This window comes from Staphylococcus sp. acrmy (genome assembly GCF_022690565.1).
Lineage (GTDB): Bacteria > Bacillota > Bacilli > Staphylococcales > Staphylococcaceae > Staphylococcus > Staphylococcus caledonicus.
Map to the genome: position 1 here is coordinate 194,161 of NZ_JALCVE010000001.1, position 19,500 is coordinate 213,660.

The 19,500-nt window shown below is 34.4% G+C and carries 20 protein-coding genes; 7 read left to right on the forward strand and 13 right to left on the reverse strand.

Annotated elements, in window-relative coordinates:
- The first annotated feature begins 85 nt into the window (after positions 1 to 85).
- The 4 genes from FH144_RS00925 to FH144_RS00940 all read left to right on the forward strand — a co-directional run bounded on the left by FH144_RS00925 (position 86) and on the right by FH144_RS00940 (position 5,426).
- Positions 86 to 256 carry a hypothetical protein gene (locus FH144_RS00925; protein WP_198611789.1) on the forward strand — a complete coding sequence of 57 codons (171 nt, stop codon included), beginning with the start codon at positions 86 to 88 and terminating at the stop codon, positions 254 to 256.
- Between the two features lie 290 nt (positions 257 to 546).
- Entirely contained in the window at positions 547 to 3,504 is a 2,958-nt protein-coding gene (locus FH144_RS00930; protein WP_242313294.1) for an MMPL family transporter, read from the forward strand.
- Between the two features lie 23 nt (positions 3,505 to 3,527).
- Positions 3,528 to 4,472 carry a glycine betaine ABC transporter substrate-binding protein gene (locus FH144_RS00935; protein WP_242313295.1) on the forward strand — a complete coding sequence of 315 codons (945 nt, stop codon included), beginning with the start codon at positions 3,528 to 3,530 and terminating at the stop codon, positions 4,470 to 4,472.
- A gap of 384 nt (positions 4,473 to 4,856) precedes the next feature.
- The gene (locus FH144_RS00940) at positions 4,857 to 5,426 is read left to right on the forward strand and encodes a TetR/AcrR family transcriptional regulator (protein ID WP_242313296.1); all 570 of its coding nucleotides are present in this window, start codon (positions 4,857 to 4,859) and stop codon (positions 5,424 to 5,426) included.
- A 46-nt stretch (positions 5,427 to 5,472) separates the two neighbouring features.
- On the opposite strand, the gene FH144_RS00945 is transcribed toward FH144_RS00940, so the two are convergent.
- Positions 5,473 to 5,649 (reverse strand): hypothetical protein, encoded by a 177-nt coding sequence (locus FH144_RS00945; RefSeq protein WP_242313297.1) that lies wholly within the window; start codon positions 5,647 to 5,649, stop codon positions 5,473 to 5,475.
- Between the two features lie 391 nt (positions 5,650 to 6,040).
- On the reverse strand, positions 6,041 to 7,219 hold the full coding sequence (locus tag FH144_RS00950) for an MFS transporter (protein ID WP_242313436.1): 1,179 nt from the start codon (positions 7,217 to 7,219) through the stop codon (positions 6,041 to 6,043).
- 309 nt (positions 7,220 to 7,528) lie between these two features.
- Here FH144_RS00950 and FH144_RS00955 point away from each other — a divergent pair, with 309 nt between their 5' ends.
- Together FH144_RS00955 and FH144_RS00960 are read left to right on the forward strand one after the other, a co-directional pair.
- Positions 7,529 to 8,581: an LLM class flavin-dependent oxidoreductase gene (locus FH144_RS00955; protein WP_242313298.1), complete on the forward strand. Its 1,053-nt coding sequence runs from the start codon at positions 7,529 to 7,531 to the stop codon at positions 8,579 to 8,581.
- A gap of 18 nt (positions 8,582 to 8,599) precedes the next feature.
- Complete coding sequence (locus FH144_RS00960; protein ID WP_198611783.1) at positions 8,600 to 8,959, forward strand: DoxX family protein; 360 nt, start codon at positions 8,600 to 8,602, stop codon at positions 8,957 to 8,959.
- Between the two features lie 66 nt (positions 8,960 to 9,025).
- On the opposite strand, the gene FH144_RS00965 is transcribed toward FH144_RS00960, so the two are convergent.
- The 3 genes from FH144_RS00965 to FH144_RS00975 all read right to left on the reverse strand — a co-directional run bounded on the left by FH144_RS00965 (position 9,026) and on the right by FH144_RS00975 (position 11,575).
- Positions 9,026 to 9,862: an SDR family oxidoreductase gene (locus tag FH144_RS00965; RefSeq protein ID WP_242313299.1), complete on the reverse strand. Its 837-nt coding sequence runs from the start codon at positions 9,860 to 9,862 to the stop codon at positions 9,026 to 9,028.
- Positions 9,863 to 9,991: 129 nt separating this feature from the next.
- On the reverse strand, positions 9,992 to 10,468 hold the full coding sequence (locus FH144_RS00970; protein ID WP_107507287.1) for a peptide-methionine (S)-S-oxide reductase: 477 nt from the start codon (positions 10,466 to 10,468) through the stop codon (positions 9,992 to 9,994).
- Between the two features lie 57 nt (positions 10,469 to 10,525).
- Positions 10,526 to 11,575, reverse strand: a complete 1,050-nt coding sequence (locus tag FH144_RS00975; RefSeq protein WP_198611781.1) for a DUF4352 domain-containing protein — start codon at positions 11,573 to 11,575, stop codon at positions 10,526 to 10,528.
- A 246-nt stretch (positions 11,576 to 11,821) separates the two neighbouring features.
- Between FH144_RS00975 and FH144_RS00980 the strand changes: the two genes are divergently transcribed.
- A complete protein-coding gene (locus FH144_RS00980) occupies positions 11,822 to 12,031 on the forward strand; it encodes a DUF6440 family protein (protein WP_198611780.1) in 210 nt (69 codons plus the stop codon).
- Between the two features lie 90 nt (positions 12,032 to 12,121).
- Here the strand turns inward: FH144_RS00980 and phnE (FH144_RS00985) are convergent, their stop codons facing one another.
- The 8 genes from phnE (FH144_RS00985) to FH144_RS01020 all read right to left on the reverse strand — a co-directional run bounded on the left by phnE (FH144_RS00985) (position 12,122) and on the right by FH144_RS01020 (position 19,476).
- Positions 12,122 to 12,949, reverse strand: a complete 828-nt coding sequence (gene phnE / locus FH144_RS00985; RefSeq protein ID WP_242313300.1) for a phosphonate ABC transporter, permease protein PhnE — start codon at positions 12,947 to 12,949, stop codon at positions 12,122 to 12,124.
- Positions 12,946 to 13,746 carry a phosphonate ABC transporter, permease protein PhnE gene (phnE, locus tag FH144_RS00990; RefSeq protein WP_242313301.1) on the reverse strand — a complete coding sequence of 267 codons (801 nt, stop codon included), beginning with the start codon at positions 13,744 to 13,746 and terminating at the stop codon, positions 12,946 to 12,948. The genes phnE (FH144_RS00985) and phnE (FH144_RS00990) overlap by 4 nt, the downstream gene beginning before the upstream one ends.
- 1 nt (position 13,747) lies before the next feature.
- The gene (gene phnC / locus FH144_RS00995; protein WP_242313302.1) at positions 13,748 to 14,521 is read right to left on the reverse strand and encodes a phosphonate ABC transporter ATP-binding protein; all 774 of its coding nucleotides are present in this window, start codon (positions 14,519 to 14,521) and stop codon (positions 13,748 to 13,750) included.
- 207 nt (positions 14,522 to 14,728) lie between these two features.
- A complete protein-coding gene (locus FH144_RS01000; RefSeq protein WP_198611776.1) occupies positions 14,729 to 15,682 on the reverse strand; it encodes a phosphate/phosphite/phosphonate ABC transporter substrate-binding protein in 954 nt (317 codons plus the stop codon).
- 280 nt (positions 15,683 to 15,962) lie between these two features.
- Positions 15,963 to 16,790, reverse strand: a complete 828-nt coding sequence (gene phnE / locus FH144_RS01005; RefSeq protein ID WP_242313303.1) for a phosphonate ABC transporter, permease protein PhnE — start codon at positions 16,788 to 16,790, stop codon at positions 15,963 to 15,965.
- Positions 16,787 to 17,587 carry a phosphonate ABC transporter, permease protein PhnE gene (phnE, locus tag FH144_RS01010; RefSeq protein ID WP_242313304.1) on the reverse strand — a complete coding sequence of 267 codons (801 nt, stop codon included), beginning with the start codon at positions 17,585 to 17,587 and terminating at the stop codon, positions 16,787 to 16,789. Before phnE (FH144_RS01010) ends, phnE (FH144_RS01005) begins: the two co-directional genes overlap by 4 nt.
- A 1-nt stretch (position 17,588) precedes the next feature.
- Complete coding sequence (phnC, locus tag FH144_RS01015) at positions 17,589 to 18,362, reverse strand: phosphonate ABC transporter ATP-binding protein (protein WP_242313305.1); 774 nt, start codon at positions 18,360 to 18,362, stop codon at positions 17,589 to 17,591.
- A 160-nt stretch (positions 18,363 to 18,522) separates the two neighbouring features.
- A complete protein-coding gene (locus FH144_RS01020) occupies positions 18,523 to 19,476 on the reverse strand; it encodes a phosphate/phosphite/phosphonate ABC transporter substrate-binding protein (RefSeq protein WP_242313306.1) in 954 nt (317 codons plus the stop codon).
- Between the last annotated feature and the right edge of the window lie 24 nt (positions 19,477 to 19,500).

A 19,500-nucleotide genomic window follows, 5' to 3' on the forward strand; every position in this document is an offset into this window, starting at 1 on the left:
AGGTAGATAATATAATAGGTATGAAAGCTCATACATACGAAATAATTTAACAATTATGCAACTATTGATTAAGGAGGCTATGTTGATGCTCGTTCTAGCAATCATTTTATTATTGATTGGCTTGATTTTGATTGGTACTAGTAGATTCGTTGCCTATCAACATGATGATATTGACCTCAGAGAAAAGATCTATATTCCCGGCGTGATTCTCGTCTTAGTCGGTGCTATATTACTTATAGGTTATTTCGTCAACTAACCACATACATATTTATTTTCAGGTAAAGTCTTTAGTAACTTACCTGTTTTTTTGTAAATTCTTCTCAAATCTTCTTTTTAAATCCAACAAAACCCTTAAAGTGTTGCATTTTCCAACGTCATAAAACTTTTAATGGTACCAAACAAGGGTATAACTTGTTACATTAGCAAATGTAACATTAAAATACGCTTATCTTTTCGTAGTTGGATTTATATATTATCTGCTCACATCTCATCAACACTACATCCATATGTTAGGCGTTCAAAATTTAATAAATAGGAGGAAATGTCTTGGCAAAGCTATTATACAAATTAGGAAAATTTATAGCTAAGAACAAATGGCTTAGTGTCATTGGATGGCTTGTCATTCTAGGTGTGATTATTACCCCGTTAATGATTAGTGCACCTAAGTTTGATAGTGACATTACAATGAATGGTCTTAAATCATTAGACACGAACGACAAAATCAGTAAAGAATTCCATCAGGATAGTGAAAAAGCCTCGATGAAAATCGTCTTCCACTCCAATAGAGAAGATGGACTCACAAAAGACGATACTAAGAAAGATATTGAAGATGCATTAGATAACATCAAACAAAAAGATGATTACATCCAAAACATCTCAAGTCCTTATGATAGTGGACAAGTAAATGATGAAGGCGATACAGCCATCGCAAACATTAGCTATGTCGTCCCTCAAACAGGCTTGAAAGACTCATCTGAAAAAATAATTGATAAAGAATTAAAAGATGTAAAAGATAACCACAACGTACAGATTGAAAAAACACAAGGTGGTGCAATGAATGCTGAACCTGGTGGCGTTTCAGAAATCGTCGGTATTGTAGTAGCATTCGTTATCTTACTTATTACATTCGGTTCACTTATTGCGGCAGGTATGCCAATTATAAGTGCCCTCATCGGCCTAGGCTCAAGTGTGGGTATCATCGCCTTACTAACTTATATCTTTGATATTCCAAACTTCACATTAACATTAGCCGTGATGATTGGATTAGCCGTAGGTATCGATTACTCCCTCTTTATTCTGTTTAGATATAAAGAACTTAAGAAAAAAGGCGTCGATACAATTGAAGCAATTGCGACAGCTGTAGGAACTGCTGGTAGTGCCGTTATCTTTGCTGGCCTTACCGTAATGATTGGCGTTTGCGGATTATCATTAGTAGGTATCGACTTCTTAGCAGTTATGGGATTTGCCTCAGCAATCAGTGTATTATTCGCTGTATTAGCAGCATTAACTTTATTACCTGCATTGATTAGCATCTTCCATAAAAGTATTAAAATTAAAGACAAACCAACAAAAAGTAAAGATCCTAAAGATCATCCTTGGGCAAAATTCATTGTTGGTAAACCAATTATCGCAGTTATCGTCAGCTTGCTTATCTTAATCCTAGCAGCTATTCCGGTAAGTAGTATGCGCCTTGGTATCCCTGATGATAGCTTGAAACCAGTCGATTCATCAGCACATAAAGCATATAACCTAATCTCAGATAACTTTGGCGAAGGTTATAATGGACAAATTGTAATGTTAGTTAACACGAAAGATGGCGGTAGTAAAGACGACATCAATCGTGACTTAAGTAATATGCGCAGTGACTTAGAAGATTTAGACAACGTTGACACAGTGTCAAAAGCACGTCTAAACGATAATAACAACTACGCATTATTTACAATTATTCCTGACAAAGGACCAAACGCTCAATCAACTGAAAACTTAGTATATGACTTACGTGATTACCACAGCCAAGCTCAAGAAAAATATAATTTCGACTCAGAAATTTCTGGTCAAAGTGTAATCAACATTGATATGTCAGAAAAACTTAACAATGCAATCCCAGTATTCGCTGGCGTAATCGTTGTATTAGCATTTATATTATTAATGGTAGTCTTCCGTTCAATCTTAGTACCATTAAAAGCCGTACTCGGATTTATCCTATCATTAATGGCAACATTAGGATTCACAACACTTGTCATGCAACACGGTTTCTTAAGTGGCCTATTCGGTATCAGTAACACAGGCCCATTACTCGCCTTCCTACCAGTAATTACTATCGGATTACTGTTCGGACTTGCGATTGACTACGAACTATTCTTAATGACTCGTGTACACGAAGAATACAGTAAAACAGGCGACAACGACCACTCAATTAGAGTTGGTATCAAAGAAAGTGGCCCAGTCATCGTCGCAGCAGCACTTATCATGTTCAGCGTATTCATTGCCTTCGTCTTCCAAGATGACAGCGCAATTAAATCAATGGGTATCGCACTCGGATTCGGCGTACTATTCGACGCATTCGTTGTACGTATGACATTAATCCCAGCCCTAACTAAACTATTCGGTAAAGCATCATGGTACCTACCTAAATGGTTAGGCGCAGTATTACCAAACGTTGACGTTGAAGGTAAAGCCCTAGAAGAAGATAATCACGATTCTTCTGCTTCTAGAAAAGGTCATGAAGATGCACGTTACAGAGAATTCACTAGCCCAGAGCAACACAACGCTAGCTATCAAGATGACAGACGTAGCGACAGATACTATGACAATAGACAAAACCAACACCCAGACAACAACTACTACAATGCAGGATATGCAGCAGGCACATACCCTCACGATAACCATCGTGACAACAATCAACGTCTTGAACATTACAACAATGAAGATTACAACCGTTCCGTACGCTTAGATAGCGACCAAGCTCAACCAAACAGACGCTACGACGACCGTCGTGACTACGACCGTCGCGAAGCTAGTCAACGCGACAGAGATGCACAATATCAACAACGTCGCGATGATAATTACCGTTATAATGATTCAGCACGTCGTCCTTATAACAACGAACAATATCATGGTCGCCCATCTTATGGACAACCAATGACGCCACGCGATGATGTCGATTATGAAACATTGTATACTCAAAACGGCAATAGTTATTATCCTAATGACTATAACCACTATAATAACCAACATGATAACCATGAACGTTATTATCAAGAGGATCGTCGTCATGAAGGTTACGATCGCCAAGACGATAGAAACCATCAACACGAAGATAATTACAATTCTAGTTTCGATAAAACAACAGATTTATATAAAGATTTAACAGATAATGATACTGATCAAGATGTATTATTTAAAGCATTAATGTTATACGCTCGTGAAAACAATAAAGGTATTTACGATAGATATAACCAACAGTCTAATACAAATCGTCACGATGACGAACGCAGAGATTAATTCTAAAAAGGAGGAAATACGTTATGTTTAAACGACGTAGTTCGAAGTTTCTAGGACTACTAGCCACACTTGCCTTAGCCATTGTGCTAAGTGCATGTGGTAATAGTGGTAGCGGTAGTGGCTCATCTGACGATAGTAAGACGTCACTTGGTAGTAAAGAAATCGAAATTCCATATATCGCAACTGACAACTCTACACCACGCTCTTTAGTAATTGCGGAAGTATTAAAAGATGCTGGATATGATGTAACAACAACACCTGTAACTGCTAGTGGCCCATTATATGCTTCAGTTTCAGAAAGTAAAGATTCATTCCATGCATCAGGTATCTTCCCTACTACTGACAAAAGTTACTACAACCAATTCAAAAGTAACTTAAAAGTTTATGATGATAAACATTTAGTAGATAAAGTTAGAGTTGGTTTAGCTGTACCAAAATATGAACAAGATATTGATTCAATTAGCGATTTAAAAAATAAAGACTTTGGTGAATCTGTAGATTGGACAATTCAAGGGACAGACGCTAGAAATGGCGTTATGAAATCAACAAAAGATGAACTTGATAGCGATAATTTAGATAAATATAGCTTAAAAGAAAGTTCTGACCAAGATCAGTTCAAAAAAATCCAAAAAGCTTATAAACAACAACAACCTATCGTCTTTACTGCTATGGAACCAAGTTGGTTTACTAAAGAGTTAGACGCTAAAATGTTGAAAGACCCAGATAATATTTATGGTAATAACGATCAACATATTGATTTAGTATTTAACAGTGACTTCAAAGAACAACATCCAGCTGCATATACTATTGCTACTCGTATTGCTGATGATTGGAGTAAGAAAGACGAAGAGAAATTAGCTAAGAAAATCTTTGTCGACAACGAAAATCCAGAACAAGTTGCGAAAGATTATGTAGATAATAATGACAACAAAGTGGATGAATGGCTAGAAGATATCAATACTAAATAAGTTTTGATATCAAACAATCGGGAGAAATTTTTTAAGGGGCATGCTTGATAAAATAGCATGATAAGAGGTTAAGACATTTAATCATTAATGTCTTGGCCTCTTTTTTACATTCTGTCTTAATTATTTTCAACACTCTCCTTTAGTATAGTTTTCAACCTATTTTAATTTCCTTTCACATATATAAACGTGCCTCAACGACAAATTACTTTTTAAACTCTCAATTTTTTTATAAAAATTTTTTAACCTACAAAGATTTAATTCAATTGGAATTATAAGCAAATATGATAGAGTAATGTTTATTTTTGGAAATGTACGAATTAATGTGATAAATTACTCTTATTAAGTCAGGCGATCTAATATAAAATTGTATAGGAGAATCAGATTATGCCGACAGCGAATCAAAAACGTATGATTAAGCATATTCATGAAACAGTATTTAAGTTATTATACGACTATCATTTTGACGAAATTACTGTTCAAAAAATATGTGAAGTAGCAGAAATTAATCGAAGTACATTTTATCGCTATTTCCAGGATAAGTACGATTTGCTTTACTCTTTAACCAACTTTATCACTCAAAAAATTACTATCACTGAAGATGACTCCGAGGGTATTACTACGCCTGAATCGTTTCAGGAACTTATTTATTACATAGGACAAAATAAAAAGATATTCAAACACTTATTAGTATCTTCTCGACAAATCGATGTATTTCGTACTTTAACAAACGTCAGTCGTGAAATGATTTTGAATGATACTAGAAAACAGAATGATCCGCTAGCTATAAAAATTCAAAACAGTAAGCATCCTGAAATTATTGTCGATTTTTACAGTAGTGGCGTTATAGAAGTGTTAAGACGCTGGGTGGAAAATGATTACAACTATAGCGTAGAAGAAGTTTTCGAAACATTAAATGATATTTTAGAATCATCATTAACCTCCCCTAATAACTAAAAGCATTCTCACCAACCATTAGTGAGAATGCTTTTTAAATTATACGTTATCGTTTATTTTCTTTAGGTGGAATAGACTTATAAACCATATAGCCACTATTAATTACCATCAAAATAGCGATAATAGCTAAAACCCATGTGGATAAATTAGTCATATTATAAATGATTAACAAGACCAATAATATAATGTTTATGATATTAGCGATTATCATCTTCTGATCCATTAATATCACCTCATTAATCCTTTACCCTAATTAAACTCTTCATATTTATAGGACAAAAAATACAGTGATTCTCCCCTCTCTATCTACTTTTATTTTTTAACTAGTTATCTATATAAGATTATATTTATTTACGGAGTATTAATGTCGAGACTCCTGAGGAAATAGGATGAGTGTCGAGACAGAGGCTCGACTTGGCAGTAGTTGTCTGAAATGAAGAGACGTTCGAGCCTCACTTTCTTCATTTCTAGTCAACCTTGCCGGGGCGAGACGACGAAATCTTAGAAATTCCATTAGATTTCTGTCTCGCTCCCCTCCTCGGAAAGCGAGACATTCAATACGAAGTATTGATAAACATCTTCAAGTAATTACTTTCAAATTTTTATTCCTACCTTTATCTTATTTCATTCTTTCTACGTGGTAAGAATAAAGCAATGACAATAGCAATAATGCCGATTACTGCAATGACATTAAATTGTACTGTAAAACTTTTAATACGATTTAACTCAATACTTAAAATCGGCGCAATAGCCGTACCTAAAAATAGAATAAATGTATTTACAGATAAGAAGAAGCCTTGATTGCCATTTACAGTAAGACCTACTTTAGAAATTGTCGAAGGTATAGCAAAGGCAATCCCACCTACAAACGTTACACTCCATACAATAAGTAAAATAATATTCGTCGTTATAGACATTAAAGTAAGAGAAACTGTACTTACAATTAATGCACCTAAAATAATATTTTTTACTCCGATACGATCACTAATTCGACCTGCAATAAATGATAGCAACATACCGATAATGCCAAATAATTTAGCATTAATTGCAGTCGTCTCATTGCCTCCAATAACATCTGAAGTGACATAATTATTAAATACGGTATACATACTAATAAACATTGTAAGTAATGTTAATGATACCCCGTAACAAAGCAATACTGCTTTATTCGTTCTAAAATCACTGAAGTTATTAAAGAAACGTAATAGTTTAATTTGTGGATTTTTAATAGGACTTTCAGGGATGTTTTTATAAATAACGAATGCTAGCAAGATATAAAGAATAGTAAGCGTAAAGTAGACCACGTGCCAATTTGAGAAACTAACAATAATTTCACTTAAATTCTGACCGATAATCCCCGATAACATGAAACTCGTACTGATAAAGCTGATTGCCGTCATACGTTTTACTGGTGAATATGTTTCCGTCACATAAGTGATTGATATTGGTGAAAAGGCTGCTGCAAAGACACCTTGAATTGCACGTAGAATGACTAGTAGCGTAAACGAATGAATAAACCCTATTACTAAACAAATAATAATTAGTCCGCTAATGCCAAATAGTATCGTACGAATACGACCGAATTTTTCGGATATAGTGCCGTAGAATAAACAACTTACTGAGTAGGTAATCGAGAAGGCAACGCCGTTTAGCGTAGCAACAGATGGTGGAATCTTGAAGTCTTTGGCGAATTCTGCAGTTAATGGAATGGCTGTATATAAACTACTCATAACAATAATTCCAGCGATAAAGAATATCGTTGTTATTTTATTATAATTCATTGGTTTTTGAATAGACATTGTTATTACCCTTTCATAAAGTTTTTCACAACATTTATATTATGCCATGATATTTTACTTTTCTAAAGACTGTTTAAAATTTACAAAATACTTTTAAAGTTCATATATTTGCGTTAACTCTTAATATTCATACTTCCAAATTGCTTAAGATAACGCCCTTTATGAAGGTTTCACTTTATGCGAAATAACGGGGTTGAGCCTTTTCAAAAATAAATATCTCTAATTCGAAACATTTCTATTGACTAACCTTCAAAATAGGCATACAATTCAAGTATAAAATTTATACCAATAGGAGGTGGCGTGTTGAAAATAGAATTAGTATTGACTTCATTTGCGGACAACGGAAATATCTATATGCCCGATGGAAAACAAGAAGCAGTATCCAATGCTCAAAGAATTCGCGATATTGTTGAAGAAATTGAATTGGCTGACCAATTAGGATTAGACATTTATGGATTAGGTGAGCATCATCGAGAGAATTACGCAGTTTCAGACCCTGTAACTGTATTAGCTGCGGCGGCTGGCCGTACTACCAATATTAAGTTATCTTCAGCGGTAACAGTCTTGTCGTCTGATGATCCTGTGCGTGTCTATCAACGTTTCTCAACATTAGATGCGGTATCTAATGGACGTGCTGAAATAATGATTGGTCGAGGGTCATTCATCGAATCTTTTCCATTATTCGGTTATAATTTAGATGACTACGAAGATTTATTTAATGAAAAGTTACAATTACTCTTACGCATTAATGAACATGAAGTAGTCAGTTGGGATGGTAAATTGAGACCAAGTTTCGAAGCGACTGGAATTTATCCACGTGTAGAACATGGTAAATTACCTATTTCAATTGCAACTGGTGGCACACCTGAATCTTCATTAAGAGCTGGTGCCTTTGGATTACCAATTACGTATGCGATTATTGGCGGTAATCCTAGACGGTTTACACGTAATATTGAAATTTATAAATCTGTGGCAGAATCATATGGCCATAATCCTGATGAGTTGCCAGTCTCTGTACATTCTTGGGGTTACGTAGCTGAAACAGATGAACAAGCTAAGAAAGAGTACTTCCCTTCTTTAAAAGCACATCATGACATTTTAGGTCGCGAACGTGGTTGGCCTGAATTTGATGAAAATATGTTCGAGAGAGAAATAGGAAATAATGGTGCAATCTACCTTGGCAGTCCTGAAACGGTTGCCCAAAAGATCATTGAGACGGTAGAAACATTAGGCCTTAACCGCTTCATGATTCATACACCTGTAGGCTCTATGCCTCATGACTATGTAATGAAGTCAATTCGTCTATTTGGCGAACGCGTTAAACCTATTGTTGATAAATATTTTGAAAACAAATAAAAAGGAGATTTTTAAATTATGATTTTACGTTATGCTGCAAACTTAAAACTTGCTAAAGAATTATACACTGCTTCAAAACCAAAACTTAAAGGTGACCAAGAAATGAAAGAAACTTTCACAAATGTATTTGGTTTACCAGAAAACTCAGTTAAATTAGCTGGATCATTAGAAGCTGCTGCCGCTGCTTTCTATGCAGTGAGTTTCTTAAACAAAAACTTATCACGTTTAGGTTCAATCGCTACTTTCGGTGTTTTAGGCGTTGCTGCTTACAAACACTTCGAAGCTGGTCATGGTAAAGAAGGCGCACAACATGCGTTAGACTTATTAGGCTTAGCTGCGTTAAGTTTCGCTGATACTTTTGATTGTGACAATAAATAATTAATTTAAAAAGAGAGAAGAGGTTGGGCATTTATTAAAATGTTCCAACCTCTTTTTCATACCTTATTATTGATTTTTTAAGAATTCTGGAAAAGTTTGTGGCTTGTCATGAACAAGTTGTTCAAAATCATCTGAATGTTGATCAAGTAAACCTCTTGCCCCTGCCTCGTACATTGATGCTAATAATGAACCAAATCCTTTTGGTTCATCATACATTTCTGAGAATTTTCCCAAAGAAACGGGACTATATTGAATTTCTGTACCTGTTGCTTCAGATAAAATAGCTGCTAACTCTGTCATAGAATAACTATAGCCAGACAACAGATATCTTTGGCCAAACTTTTCAGGCTGTTGTAATAACGCAACAATTACTCTTGCAATATCATTTCTTGAAATATAATTAATGCGCCCATCACCTACTGGATAAATCAACTTCTGCATCTCTGCAAGTTCTGATAAATATGGTTTAAGTGGGTCCATATACATTGCCATTCGTACATACGTGAGCTGACTTGAGGCTAACAATCGTTCTGCATAACCAAAGTAAGGACTCATATGGAACGGATTATTGTGTTGATCGGCGTAATACCCAATAAACATAATATGCGAAACGTTAGCTTTTTGTGCTACACTTACTAAATTTTCAACTTCTGGAAGTCGTTTAAATGATGGGTGTATGATACTTGGGATAAACACTACTGTGTCGATTCCGTTAAATGCGTGTACCATACTTTCTTCGTTAAAATAATCTAATTCACGAACCTCGACATAATCCTTCCAATGTGCCGGAACTTTATCAGGGTTACGTATCCCTATATGAAAATCGGGTAGCCCTTCTTTTATGGCGTGTTCAGTAATATGAGAGCCTAGGTTGCCAGTCGCGCCTGTTAATAGAATAGTCATATTTATCGCTTCTTTCTATGTATTTCATTAGCTTTTGTCGTGTGATACCGTACGTTTTACCTATTCTATAGTATTGCCTTAATTACTCTGATTATGCATGCTTTCCATAACATAAATTATAATTTTATTTTATACATATTTAGTTAGTATATCCGGACGAATATGGCAATAACTGATGTCTTCTGGCGATTTATCTAATCTGTCTTGATGTTCTTCGGCACTTTTAACATAATTGTTTAATGGTAAGACCTCGACCGCAATGCGTTCTTTATCTTCTCGATTGTTAATAAAGTCCTTTGCTTCTTGGAGATGCTTATCGTCTTCACTATAAATGCCTGTGCGATATTTAGGACCTTCGTCGACACCTTGTTTATTCACACTATAAGGGTCTATTATTTCGAAAAGATAATTCATTAGGTCGGTAATAGTGATACGTTGTGGGTCAAATACAGTTTTTACACATTCTGCATAACCATCATAGTCGCCATCTAGTTGACTTGTAGTTCCATTCGCACGCCCTGCTTCAGTTGAAATTATGCCAGGCAATGTCTTAATAAATGCTTGAGCACCCCATAAGCATCCCCCTGCAATATAAACTGTTTCCATCGATATCACTCCTTTTCTCTAAATTATACATAAAAGAAATAAAGTGATGTATTATTTTTATGCAGCGTTATCTTCTGAATTAGTGTCTTCTTCATCTGAAGATGATTCTGCACTTTCGGCTTCTTCTGCAGCTTTTTCTTCTTGTTCAGCTTCTGCTTCTTCTTCGGCTTGTTGTCTTTCGTACTCTGCTTCTTCCTCAGCTTGTTCTTTTTCAAACTCTGCATCTTCTTTTGCCTGTTGTCTCTCATATTCTGCTTCTTCTTGTTCGGCTTCCGCTTCTTCTTTAGCAGCTTGTTTTTCGTACTTTTCTTCTTCTTTTTCATACAATGCTTCTACACGTGCTTCTAATTGGTCATATTCGATTTCTAACACATCTTTTGACACATGATTCATCTTTTCACCATCAGTAAGAGAATTATATTCATCAACCAAGTCATTATACATAGAAGCTGGGTATGTTATACCTTCATCTTCTTCAGTATCTGTTGAGTTGTCGTCTGTTGTTGAATCGTCAGAGTCGTTTGTTGATGTATTCTCCTCGCTAGCTGAGCTATTCCCTGAAGTATTATTATTGTCATCTGAATTGCTAATGTCAGATTTATTAATAACCCATTTTGCTCTTACTTTATTAAAATTTGGTATCGCATCTAATTCTAAAGTATAGTTATCACTATCTGGAACGTCATAAGTTATGTAACCTGAAGCTGTATTATTTTGATTCAATTGATGACTAAATCCTTCATGCATATCATCACTGCCATACCACTCTTCATAGTTCTCATTATTCACTTTCATTCCAAAATCAGTATTATCTACTAATACTTGATCATCATTATTATTTTTAAATTTCATATAGACTCTTAACGCTTTACCATTTTCTGGTGCATTAAATTCATCGTAACTATTAATGAATTCTGCTTTTACAACTTTAATATCAACACCATCTGCTTCAACAACTTGTCCCATTTTAAAAGACTTCATCTTATCTGTCGCTTTGGCTTTACTATTTTTCTCTGAATTTTCATCGGAATCTTGATTATTCTCCCCGAGAGAACAACCCACTAATAAAAATAAAAACATAATACATATAAAAAATAACCTTTTCATATTGGCCTCCTAGTTTTATTTGTAAATCGAAAAAGATATCATTCACACATATAATTCTATATCCAAAAAACTTAAATGCAATATATTTTCATAATAAAATTAATATTGTTACGCAATTTAACTATTTGCTAAATAGTAGTATCTTCGGATTCGTTTTATTACTAGCCATAATTTCCCGGAAAATATATACGCTAATAAGTTTACTTTCAAGGGTTTGATGATAAATATCTAATAAGGAGGGTTCTTATGTTTGGCAATAAAGAAAAAGAATACAACAGATTTTTAGTTGAAAAAGTTGGAGGAAATGGTTCTACAAGATGCTATATTTTAACGGATAAAAAGACAGGTATTCAATACTTATCAACTTGGATAAGTACAGGTGGCGGAATCACACCACTATTAGATGAAAATGGCAATGTTACCAAAGTAGATGTAAGTAAATTAGATGAAGAGTAAAGTAGGATTATAATATAAACGAGAGGTAAGGCATCAATAGCTTATACTCTAAAAGCTGATTAATGGAGCCCTACCTCTCGTCTAAAAATATTAAACAATGCGTTTACGAAGTGCACCTGAAATTAAATCTACGATAGCCACCATAATAACTAAGCCAATTAAAATAATACCGACACGGTCCCAAGAACGTGTTTGTAGTGCAAAGATTAATGGTGTACCGATTCCCCCAGCGCCAATCAGACCTAAAATCGAAGCTGAACGAAGATTTAATTCAAAGCGATATAAAATAAGCGATAAAAATGATGGCAGTATTTGAGGAATAACCGCAAATACCAAAGTTTTGATCTTATTGGCACCACTTGCTTTTAATGATTCTACTGCAGTGAAGTCTAGACTTTCAATTTCCTCTACAAATAATTTACCTAGCATACCCACTGAGTGAATACCTAAGGCTAATACCCCAGAGAATGACCCTGGACCTACTGCTTTAATAAAGATAAGTGCCATGATTATTTCTGGAAAAACTCGAATAACACTTAGCAAAAATTTTGTTGTTCCACTTACTGGACGTACTTTAACTAAATTACGTGCCCCTAAGAATGCGAATGGAATGCAGATAATTGCTGCAATAAATGTACCGATGACTGCAATAGCAAATGTTTCTAACAACCCACGTAATAAGTCCTCTCCTTCTGGAATATATACATAACCAAAATCTGGATGAAATAGCCCATAGAAAATAGACTTTAATATGTCGATAGATTGAGATTTTAAATGTAATAAAGGTATGCCTGCAAATCCCCAAGCGATAATAATGATAACCACAAATGCAATAGCCCAGTTCTTAATGAGCTTTCGCTTATTACTTTTCGTTTTTAAAAGATATTTTTGTTCTAAATCATACTTATCTTGTGTCATACCAATTGTTCCCTCACTTTCGAACTCACGTAGTCAATAATGACCACAATGACAAGTGTGAATAAAATAATCATCGCTGTTTTAGCATATAGGAATAAACCTAGTGTTGAATCATAAAACAGACCAATACCACCTGCTCCTACGAGTCCTAATACTGCAGAAGCACGAATATTAATTTCGAAAGAGAATAATACGTAAGATAAGAATATTGAAACAGTTTGTGGGATAACGCCAAACATAATCCACTTTACTTTATTAGCTCCTACGGCAGTCATAGCTTCCATAGGTCCTGGATCAATTGTTTCTAGTGATTCATAAAATAATTTAGCTATGATACATATTGATAAAATAAATAACGCTAACACCCCAGGCACTTGACCAATACCGAAAACGGCTACGAAAACTGAGGCTAACAATAAATCAGGAATTGTTCGTAAGATATTTAAAATAAAACGTGCAGGAATCGTTATCCATTTCGTTTTGATGATATTACTCGCACAAATTAAAGATATAGGAATAGACGCAATCGCCCCTAGAAATGTTCCTACAATAGCCATGCGAATGGTATCTAACATTGGTTGCATAATGGCGTGTATGTAAGACCAGTCAGGTGGTACCATTTGTACAAAGAAATTACCGATTTGAGGAAGCCCCACCAATAAGTCGCTAAAGCTAAAACCAGTGTATAAAAAACTCCATACCACTAGAACCATCACTATTAGAATAGAGAAACTTGTTTTAAGAGATAATTTCTTATTTAAATATTGATCATATTTATTTGTTGTAGGTGTTGTCATATTAGTCCACCCCTAGCTTTTCATCTTCTTTAAGCGCACGGCCGTAAATGTCATTAAATATTTCTTCTGTTGCTTCGCTTGCAGGTCCATCATAAACTAACTCGCCATCACGTAAACCTATGATTCGAGTCCCATACTCTAGTGCTAAATCGACAAAGTGTAAGTTGATTAAAATTGTAATCCCTAACTCTTCGTTAATTCTTTTCAAATCGTCCATAACTTGTTTCGTTGTTAAAGGATCTAATGATGCTACTGGCTCATCGGCAAGAATAATCGAAGGCTCTTGGGCTAAAGCGCGCGCAATAGAAATACGTTGTTGTTGTCCGCCTGATAATTCATCTGAACGTTGATTACATTTATCTAGGATATTTACTCGATCTAATGCATGCATTGCTTTGATTTTATCTTCTTTTGGAAATAGTCCTAACACCATTTTCCAAGTGGGGTGATAGCCGACGCGACCACTTAAAACATTGCGTAGAACTGAAGAGCGTTTCACTAAATTAAATTGTTGAGAAATCATACCGATATTGCGTCGCATAAGTAATAATTCTTTACCTGACGCTTTAGTAATTGATTTACCTTCGATAGTAATGTCACCTGATGTCACGTCATGCAAACGATTCACAGCTCTTAACAATGTAGATTTACCTGCGCCAGATAACCCTACAATGACTGCGAAGTCCCCCTTTTCGATATTTAAGTTTATATTTTTTAACCCCACGTGCCCGTTAGAATAAATCTTATTGACCTCTTTAAATTCAATTTGACTCATTTTTAACACCCTTCTTTTATAAAAAGAAAGAGGTCGGGACATTAAGTAGAGATAGGACAAAACCTTACTTTAAAGTACCGTTCATCGGTTTCAAACTTATGTGGTTAATGACCTAAACTCTTACTATTTATATGCCCTAGCCTCTTTCTATATCGCTTATTTAATTGTGCTTGAATTAGCTTTTATTTAAGTAATAAACAAGTCACATTACTTCATATCTTGAACTTGTTTTTCATATTTTCTAACAATATCAAAATCAGAATCTTGCGCTTCTACATAACTTTCATGACCATATATTTCACTAATAATGTCATGACCTTCTTTTGTTTTAGCTAAATTTTTAAATGCTTGTTTTAATTTCTCTTGGAAATCTTTATTCATATCTGAACGTACTGAAATTGTATCATTAGGAATTGGTTCAGTTATTTTAATAATTTTAGTATCTTTAAATACATTAGGTTGGTCTTTTTTCACTAAACTACGTGCATCTTGATAAACTGCAGCTGCATCAACGTCACCATTTAATAATGAAATTACCGCTTGGTCATGACCTTTTACATTGATCACTTTCATGTCTTTAGTCACGTCGAGACCTGCTTTTTCTTTAAGTGTTGCAGCTGGGAAAGTATAACCTGATGTAGAAGTTACTTCTTGTAATGCAATTTTTTTATTTTTTAAATCTTTCAAGCTATTGATACCTGAATTTTTCTTAACTATAATTTCTGATTTATAGTTTTTCACAAGCTCTTTAGATTCAGACCCATCGAAATTAACCCCATAACGTTGAGCCATTAATAATAAATCCGCAACTTTTTGATCATGCGCTAACGTATAAGCTGTTGGAGGTAAGAAACCAACATCTACTTGTTTAGATTTCATTGCTTCTACAATAGTATTGTAGTTTGTTGATACTGATACTTTAACTGGAATATTTAACTCTTTAGATAATATTTTTTCAAGTGGCTTAGCTTTCGCTTCTAACGTGCCAGCGTTTTGAGATGGTACGAATTGAACTTTTAATTCTTTAGGCGTATAGCCATCTTTGCCTGAACCACTGTCAGAACTATTATCTTTGTTGCTTAAAGAACTATTATTTCCACAAGCTGTCGCAAAAATAAGGATTGCCATAGCCATTACTAAAAGATAAGTGATTTTTTTCATTACATAATGCCCCCGTTCAATATGAAAAGTCTTCTATGGTGTCAAATCACTTGACAATATAAGAGTATCATAATATCGACATAAATAGTATTTAATAATTAACAAATTCTATATTAATTTTATCTAATTTAGTTGTATCTGGTAATTTCTGAAATAACGGGAGGAAAATTGGAGAAATATGAGAGCAAAAGTTAAAAAGTAAACCCCAAAAGTAGACATTAATCATCTAACTTTTGGGGTTATACATAATTTATTTTCTTAGAATATATTATTTAAAGGATTAAATTATACGTTTGCGGATAGCTCCTGAAATCAAATCTACGACGGCGACCATTATCACTAAACCAATTAGAATAACTCCAACGCGGTCCCAAGAACGTGTTTGTAATGCAAAGATTAACGGAGTACCTATCCCCCCAGCGCCAATTAAACCTAGTATAGAAGCCGAACGTAAGTTTAATTCAAAGCGATATAAAACGAGAGATAAAAATGAAGGCAGAATTTGCGGAATAACTGCAAACACTAATGTTTTGGTTTTGTTCGCTCCACTAGCCTTTAACGATTCTATTGATGTGAAATCTAAACTTTCGATGTCCTCAACAAACAGTTTACCTAGCATACCGATTGAATGTATTCCTAAAGCTAATACCCCTGAAAACGAACCTGGTCCCACTGCTTTGATGAAGATAAGCGCCATTACTATTTCAGGGAATACACGAATTACACTTAGTAAAAACTTAGTGATACCACTTACTGGACGAAATTTAACAAGGTTATGAGCACCTAAAAATGCAAATGGAATACACATTATCGCTGCAATAAACGTACCAATCACCGCAATAGCAAATGTTTCGAGTAAACCTCGTAACAAATCTTCACCAGCAGGGATATATACATATTTCCAATCAGGGTGAAATAAACCATAGAAAATTGATCTTAAGATTTCAATAGATTTAGACTTTAATTCTAAAGCTGGCATTCCAGTGAATCCCCAAGCAATAATTGCTAATACAATTAATACAATAATCCAATTTTTTATTACTTGTTGCTTTTGCTTTTTAGTTTTTAAAAGATACTTCTCCTCCAAATGTTTCTCTTCTTGTATCATACGAGATGTTCCCTCACTTTCGAACTGACATAGTCAATGATGACCACAATTACTAGTGTGAACAGAATAATCATCGCCGTTTTAGGATACTGAAATAAACCTAGCGTTGAATCGTAAAATAAACCAATACCACCAGCTCCCACTAGTCCTAAAACAGCTGAGGCACGAATATTAATTTCGAAAGCGAATAGAACATACGATAGAAATATTGAAATTGTTTGTGGCACTACCCCAAACATAATCCATTTTATTTTATTCGCTCCTACAGCAGTCATAGCTTCCATAGGTCCTTCATCAATAGTTTCTAATGATTCATAAAACAATTTAGCTATAACGCTTATCGTTAAAATAAACAAGGCTAAGACTCCGGGAATTTGGCCAATTCCAAATATCGCTACAAAAACTGACGCTAATAATAAATCCGGGATAGTACGTACTATATTTAAAATAAACCTTGCTGGTATAGTAATCCACCTTGTTTTAATAATATTATTTGCGCAAATTAACGATATAGGAATAGAAACAATTGCACCTAGAAATGTCCCTACAATAGCCATTCGAATTGTATCTAGCATTGGTTTCAAAACTGTATGTATATAAGACCAATCAGGTGGTACCATTTGAGCGAAAAATTTTCCAATTTGGGGAAGTCCAATCAATAAATCGCCAAAACTAAAACCAGTATATAAAAAACTCCAGATTACTAATATAGCAACAATAAGAACAGAGAAACTTGTCTTTAGTGACATTTTTTTATTTAAATATTGGTCGTATTTATTAGTAGTGGTTGTACTCATTTTACTCCACCCCTAGCTTTTCATCAGCTTTAAGCTCGCGTCCATATATCTCATTAAATACGTCTTCTGTTGCTTCATGTGCCGGGCCATCATAGACTACCTCGCCTGCGCGTAGTCCAATGATCCGAGTACCATACTCAAGTGCTAAATCCACAAAGTGCAGGTTAATTAAGATTGTGATACCTAATTCTTCATTAATTCGTTTTAAATCATCCATAACTTGTTTAGTCGTTAAAGGGTCAAGCGAAGCAACAGGCTCATCTGCTAAAATGATTGACGCTTCTTGAGCTAAAGCACGTGCGATAGAAATACGTTGTTGTTGTCCTCCTGACAACTCATCTGAACGTTGATTACATTTGTCTAAAATATTCACCCTATCCAACGCATTCATCGCTTTTAATTTATCTTCTTTTGGAAATAAACCTAACACCATTTTCCAAGTTGGGTGATAACCTACACGACCACTTAAAACATTACGTAAAACTGAAGAACGTTTGACTAGGTTAAAATGTTGAAAAATCATACCAATGTTTCGACGCATTAATAATAATTCTTTATTTGAGGCTTTTGTAATCGATTTACCTTCTATAAATATTTCACCAGAGGTAACATCATGTAATCGATTCACCGCTCTTAAAAGTGTAGACTTACCTGCACCCGATAACCCTACTATAACTGCGAAGTCGCCCTTTTCAATATTTAAGTTAATATTTTTTAATCCTACATGTCCATTAGGATAAACCTTATTGACTTCCTTAAACTCAATTTGACTCATTTTTAACACCCTTCTTTTATAAAGAGAAAGAGGTCGGGACTCTAATAGTGTATAAAATAAGATTAATATCCCATTATTTTACTCTATTTATATGTCCTAGCCTCTTTCTAGATTACTTGTTTAATTCATGTCGGTTCATTTAGATAGTAAGAAAATGACTTTATTTCATATCTTGGACTTCTTTTTCATATTTTCTTACAATATCGAAATCTGAATCTTTAGCATCTGTATATCCTTCGTGAGAATATACTTCGCTAATAATTTTATGTCCTTCTTTCGTTTTAGAAATATCTTTAAATGCTTTTTTCAATTTGTCTTGGAAATCTTTATTCATATCTGGACGAACTGAAATCGTATCATTAGGGATAGGTTCTGTTAGTTTAAGGATTTTAGTATCTTTAAATACATTTGGTTGATCTTTTTTCACAATATTACGTGCATCTTGGAAGACTGCTGCTGCATCAACATCCCCATTTAATAATGAAATAATCGCTTGGTCATGCCCTTTTACATTTACAATTTTCATATCTTTAGTCGCATCGATACCCGCCTCTTTTTTAAGTGTGGCAATTGGGAAAGTGTAACCTGCTGTTGACGTTACATCTTGTAATGCAATCTTTTTATTTTTTAAATCTTTCAAACTGTCAATTCCTGAATCCTTTTTCACTAGAATCTCTGATTTATAATCTTTTACTAATTTATCTGAGCTAGAACCATCATCTTTAACTCCATAACGTTGAGCTTGTAACAATAAATCAGCTGCTTTTTGATCGTGTGCTAATGTGTAAGCTGTTGGTGGCAAGAAACCGACGTCTACTTTCTTAGATTTCATTGCTTCAACGATAGTATTATAGTTTGTTGATACAGATACTTTAACTGGAATATTTAATTTCTTGGATAATAATTTTTCAAGTGGTTTTGCTTTTGCTTCTAATTTGTCTGCGTTTTGAGAAGGCACAAATTGTACTGTTAACTTCTTAGGTGTGTATCCATCTTTATCCGAACCACTATTAGAGCTATCCTCTTTACTATCCAAAGAACTATTATTTCCACAAGCTGCCGCAAAAATAATAATGGATAACGCCATAATTAAAAGATATGTTAATTTTTTCATTGCTTAAAGCCCCCGTTCATTATG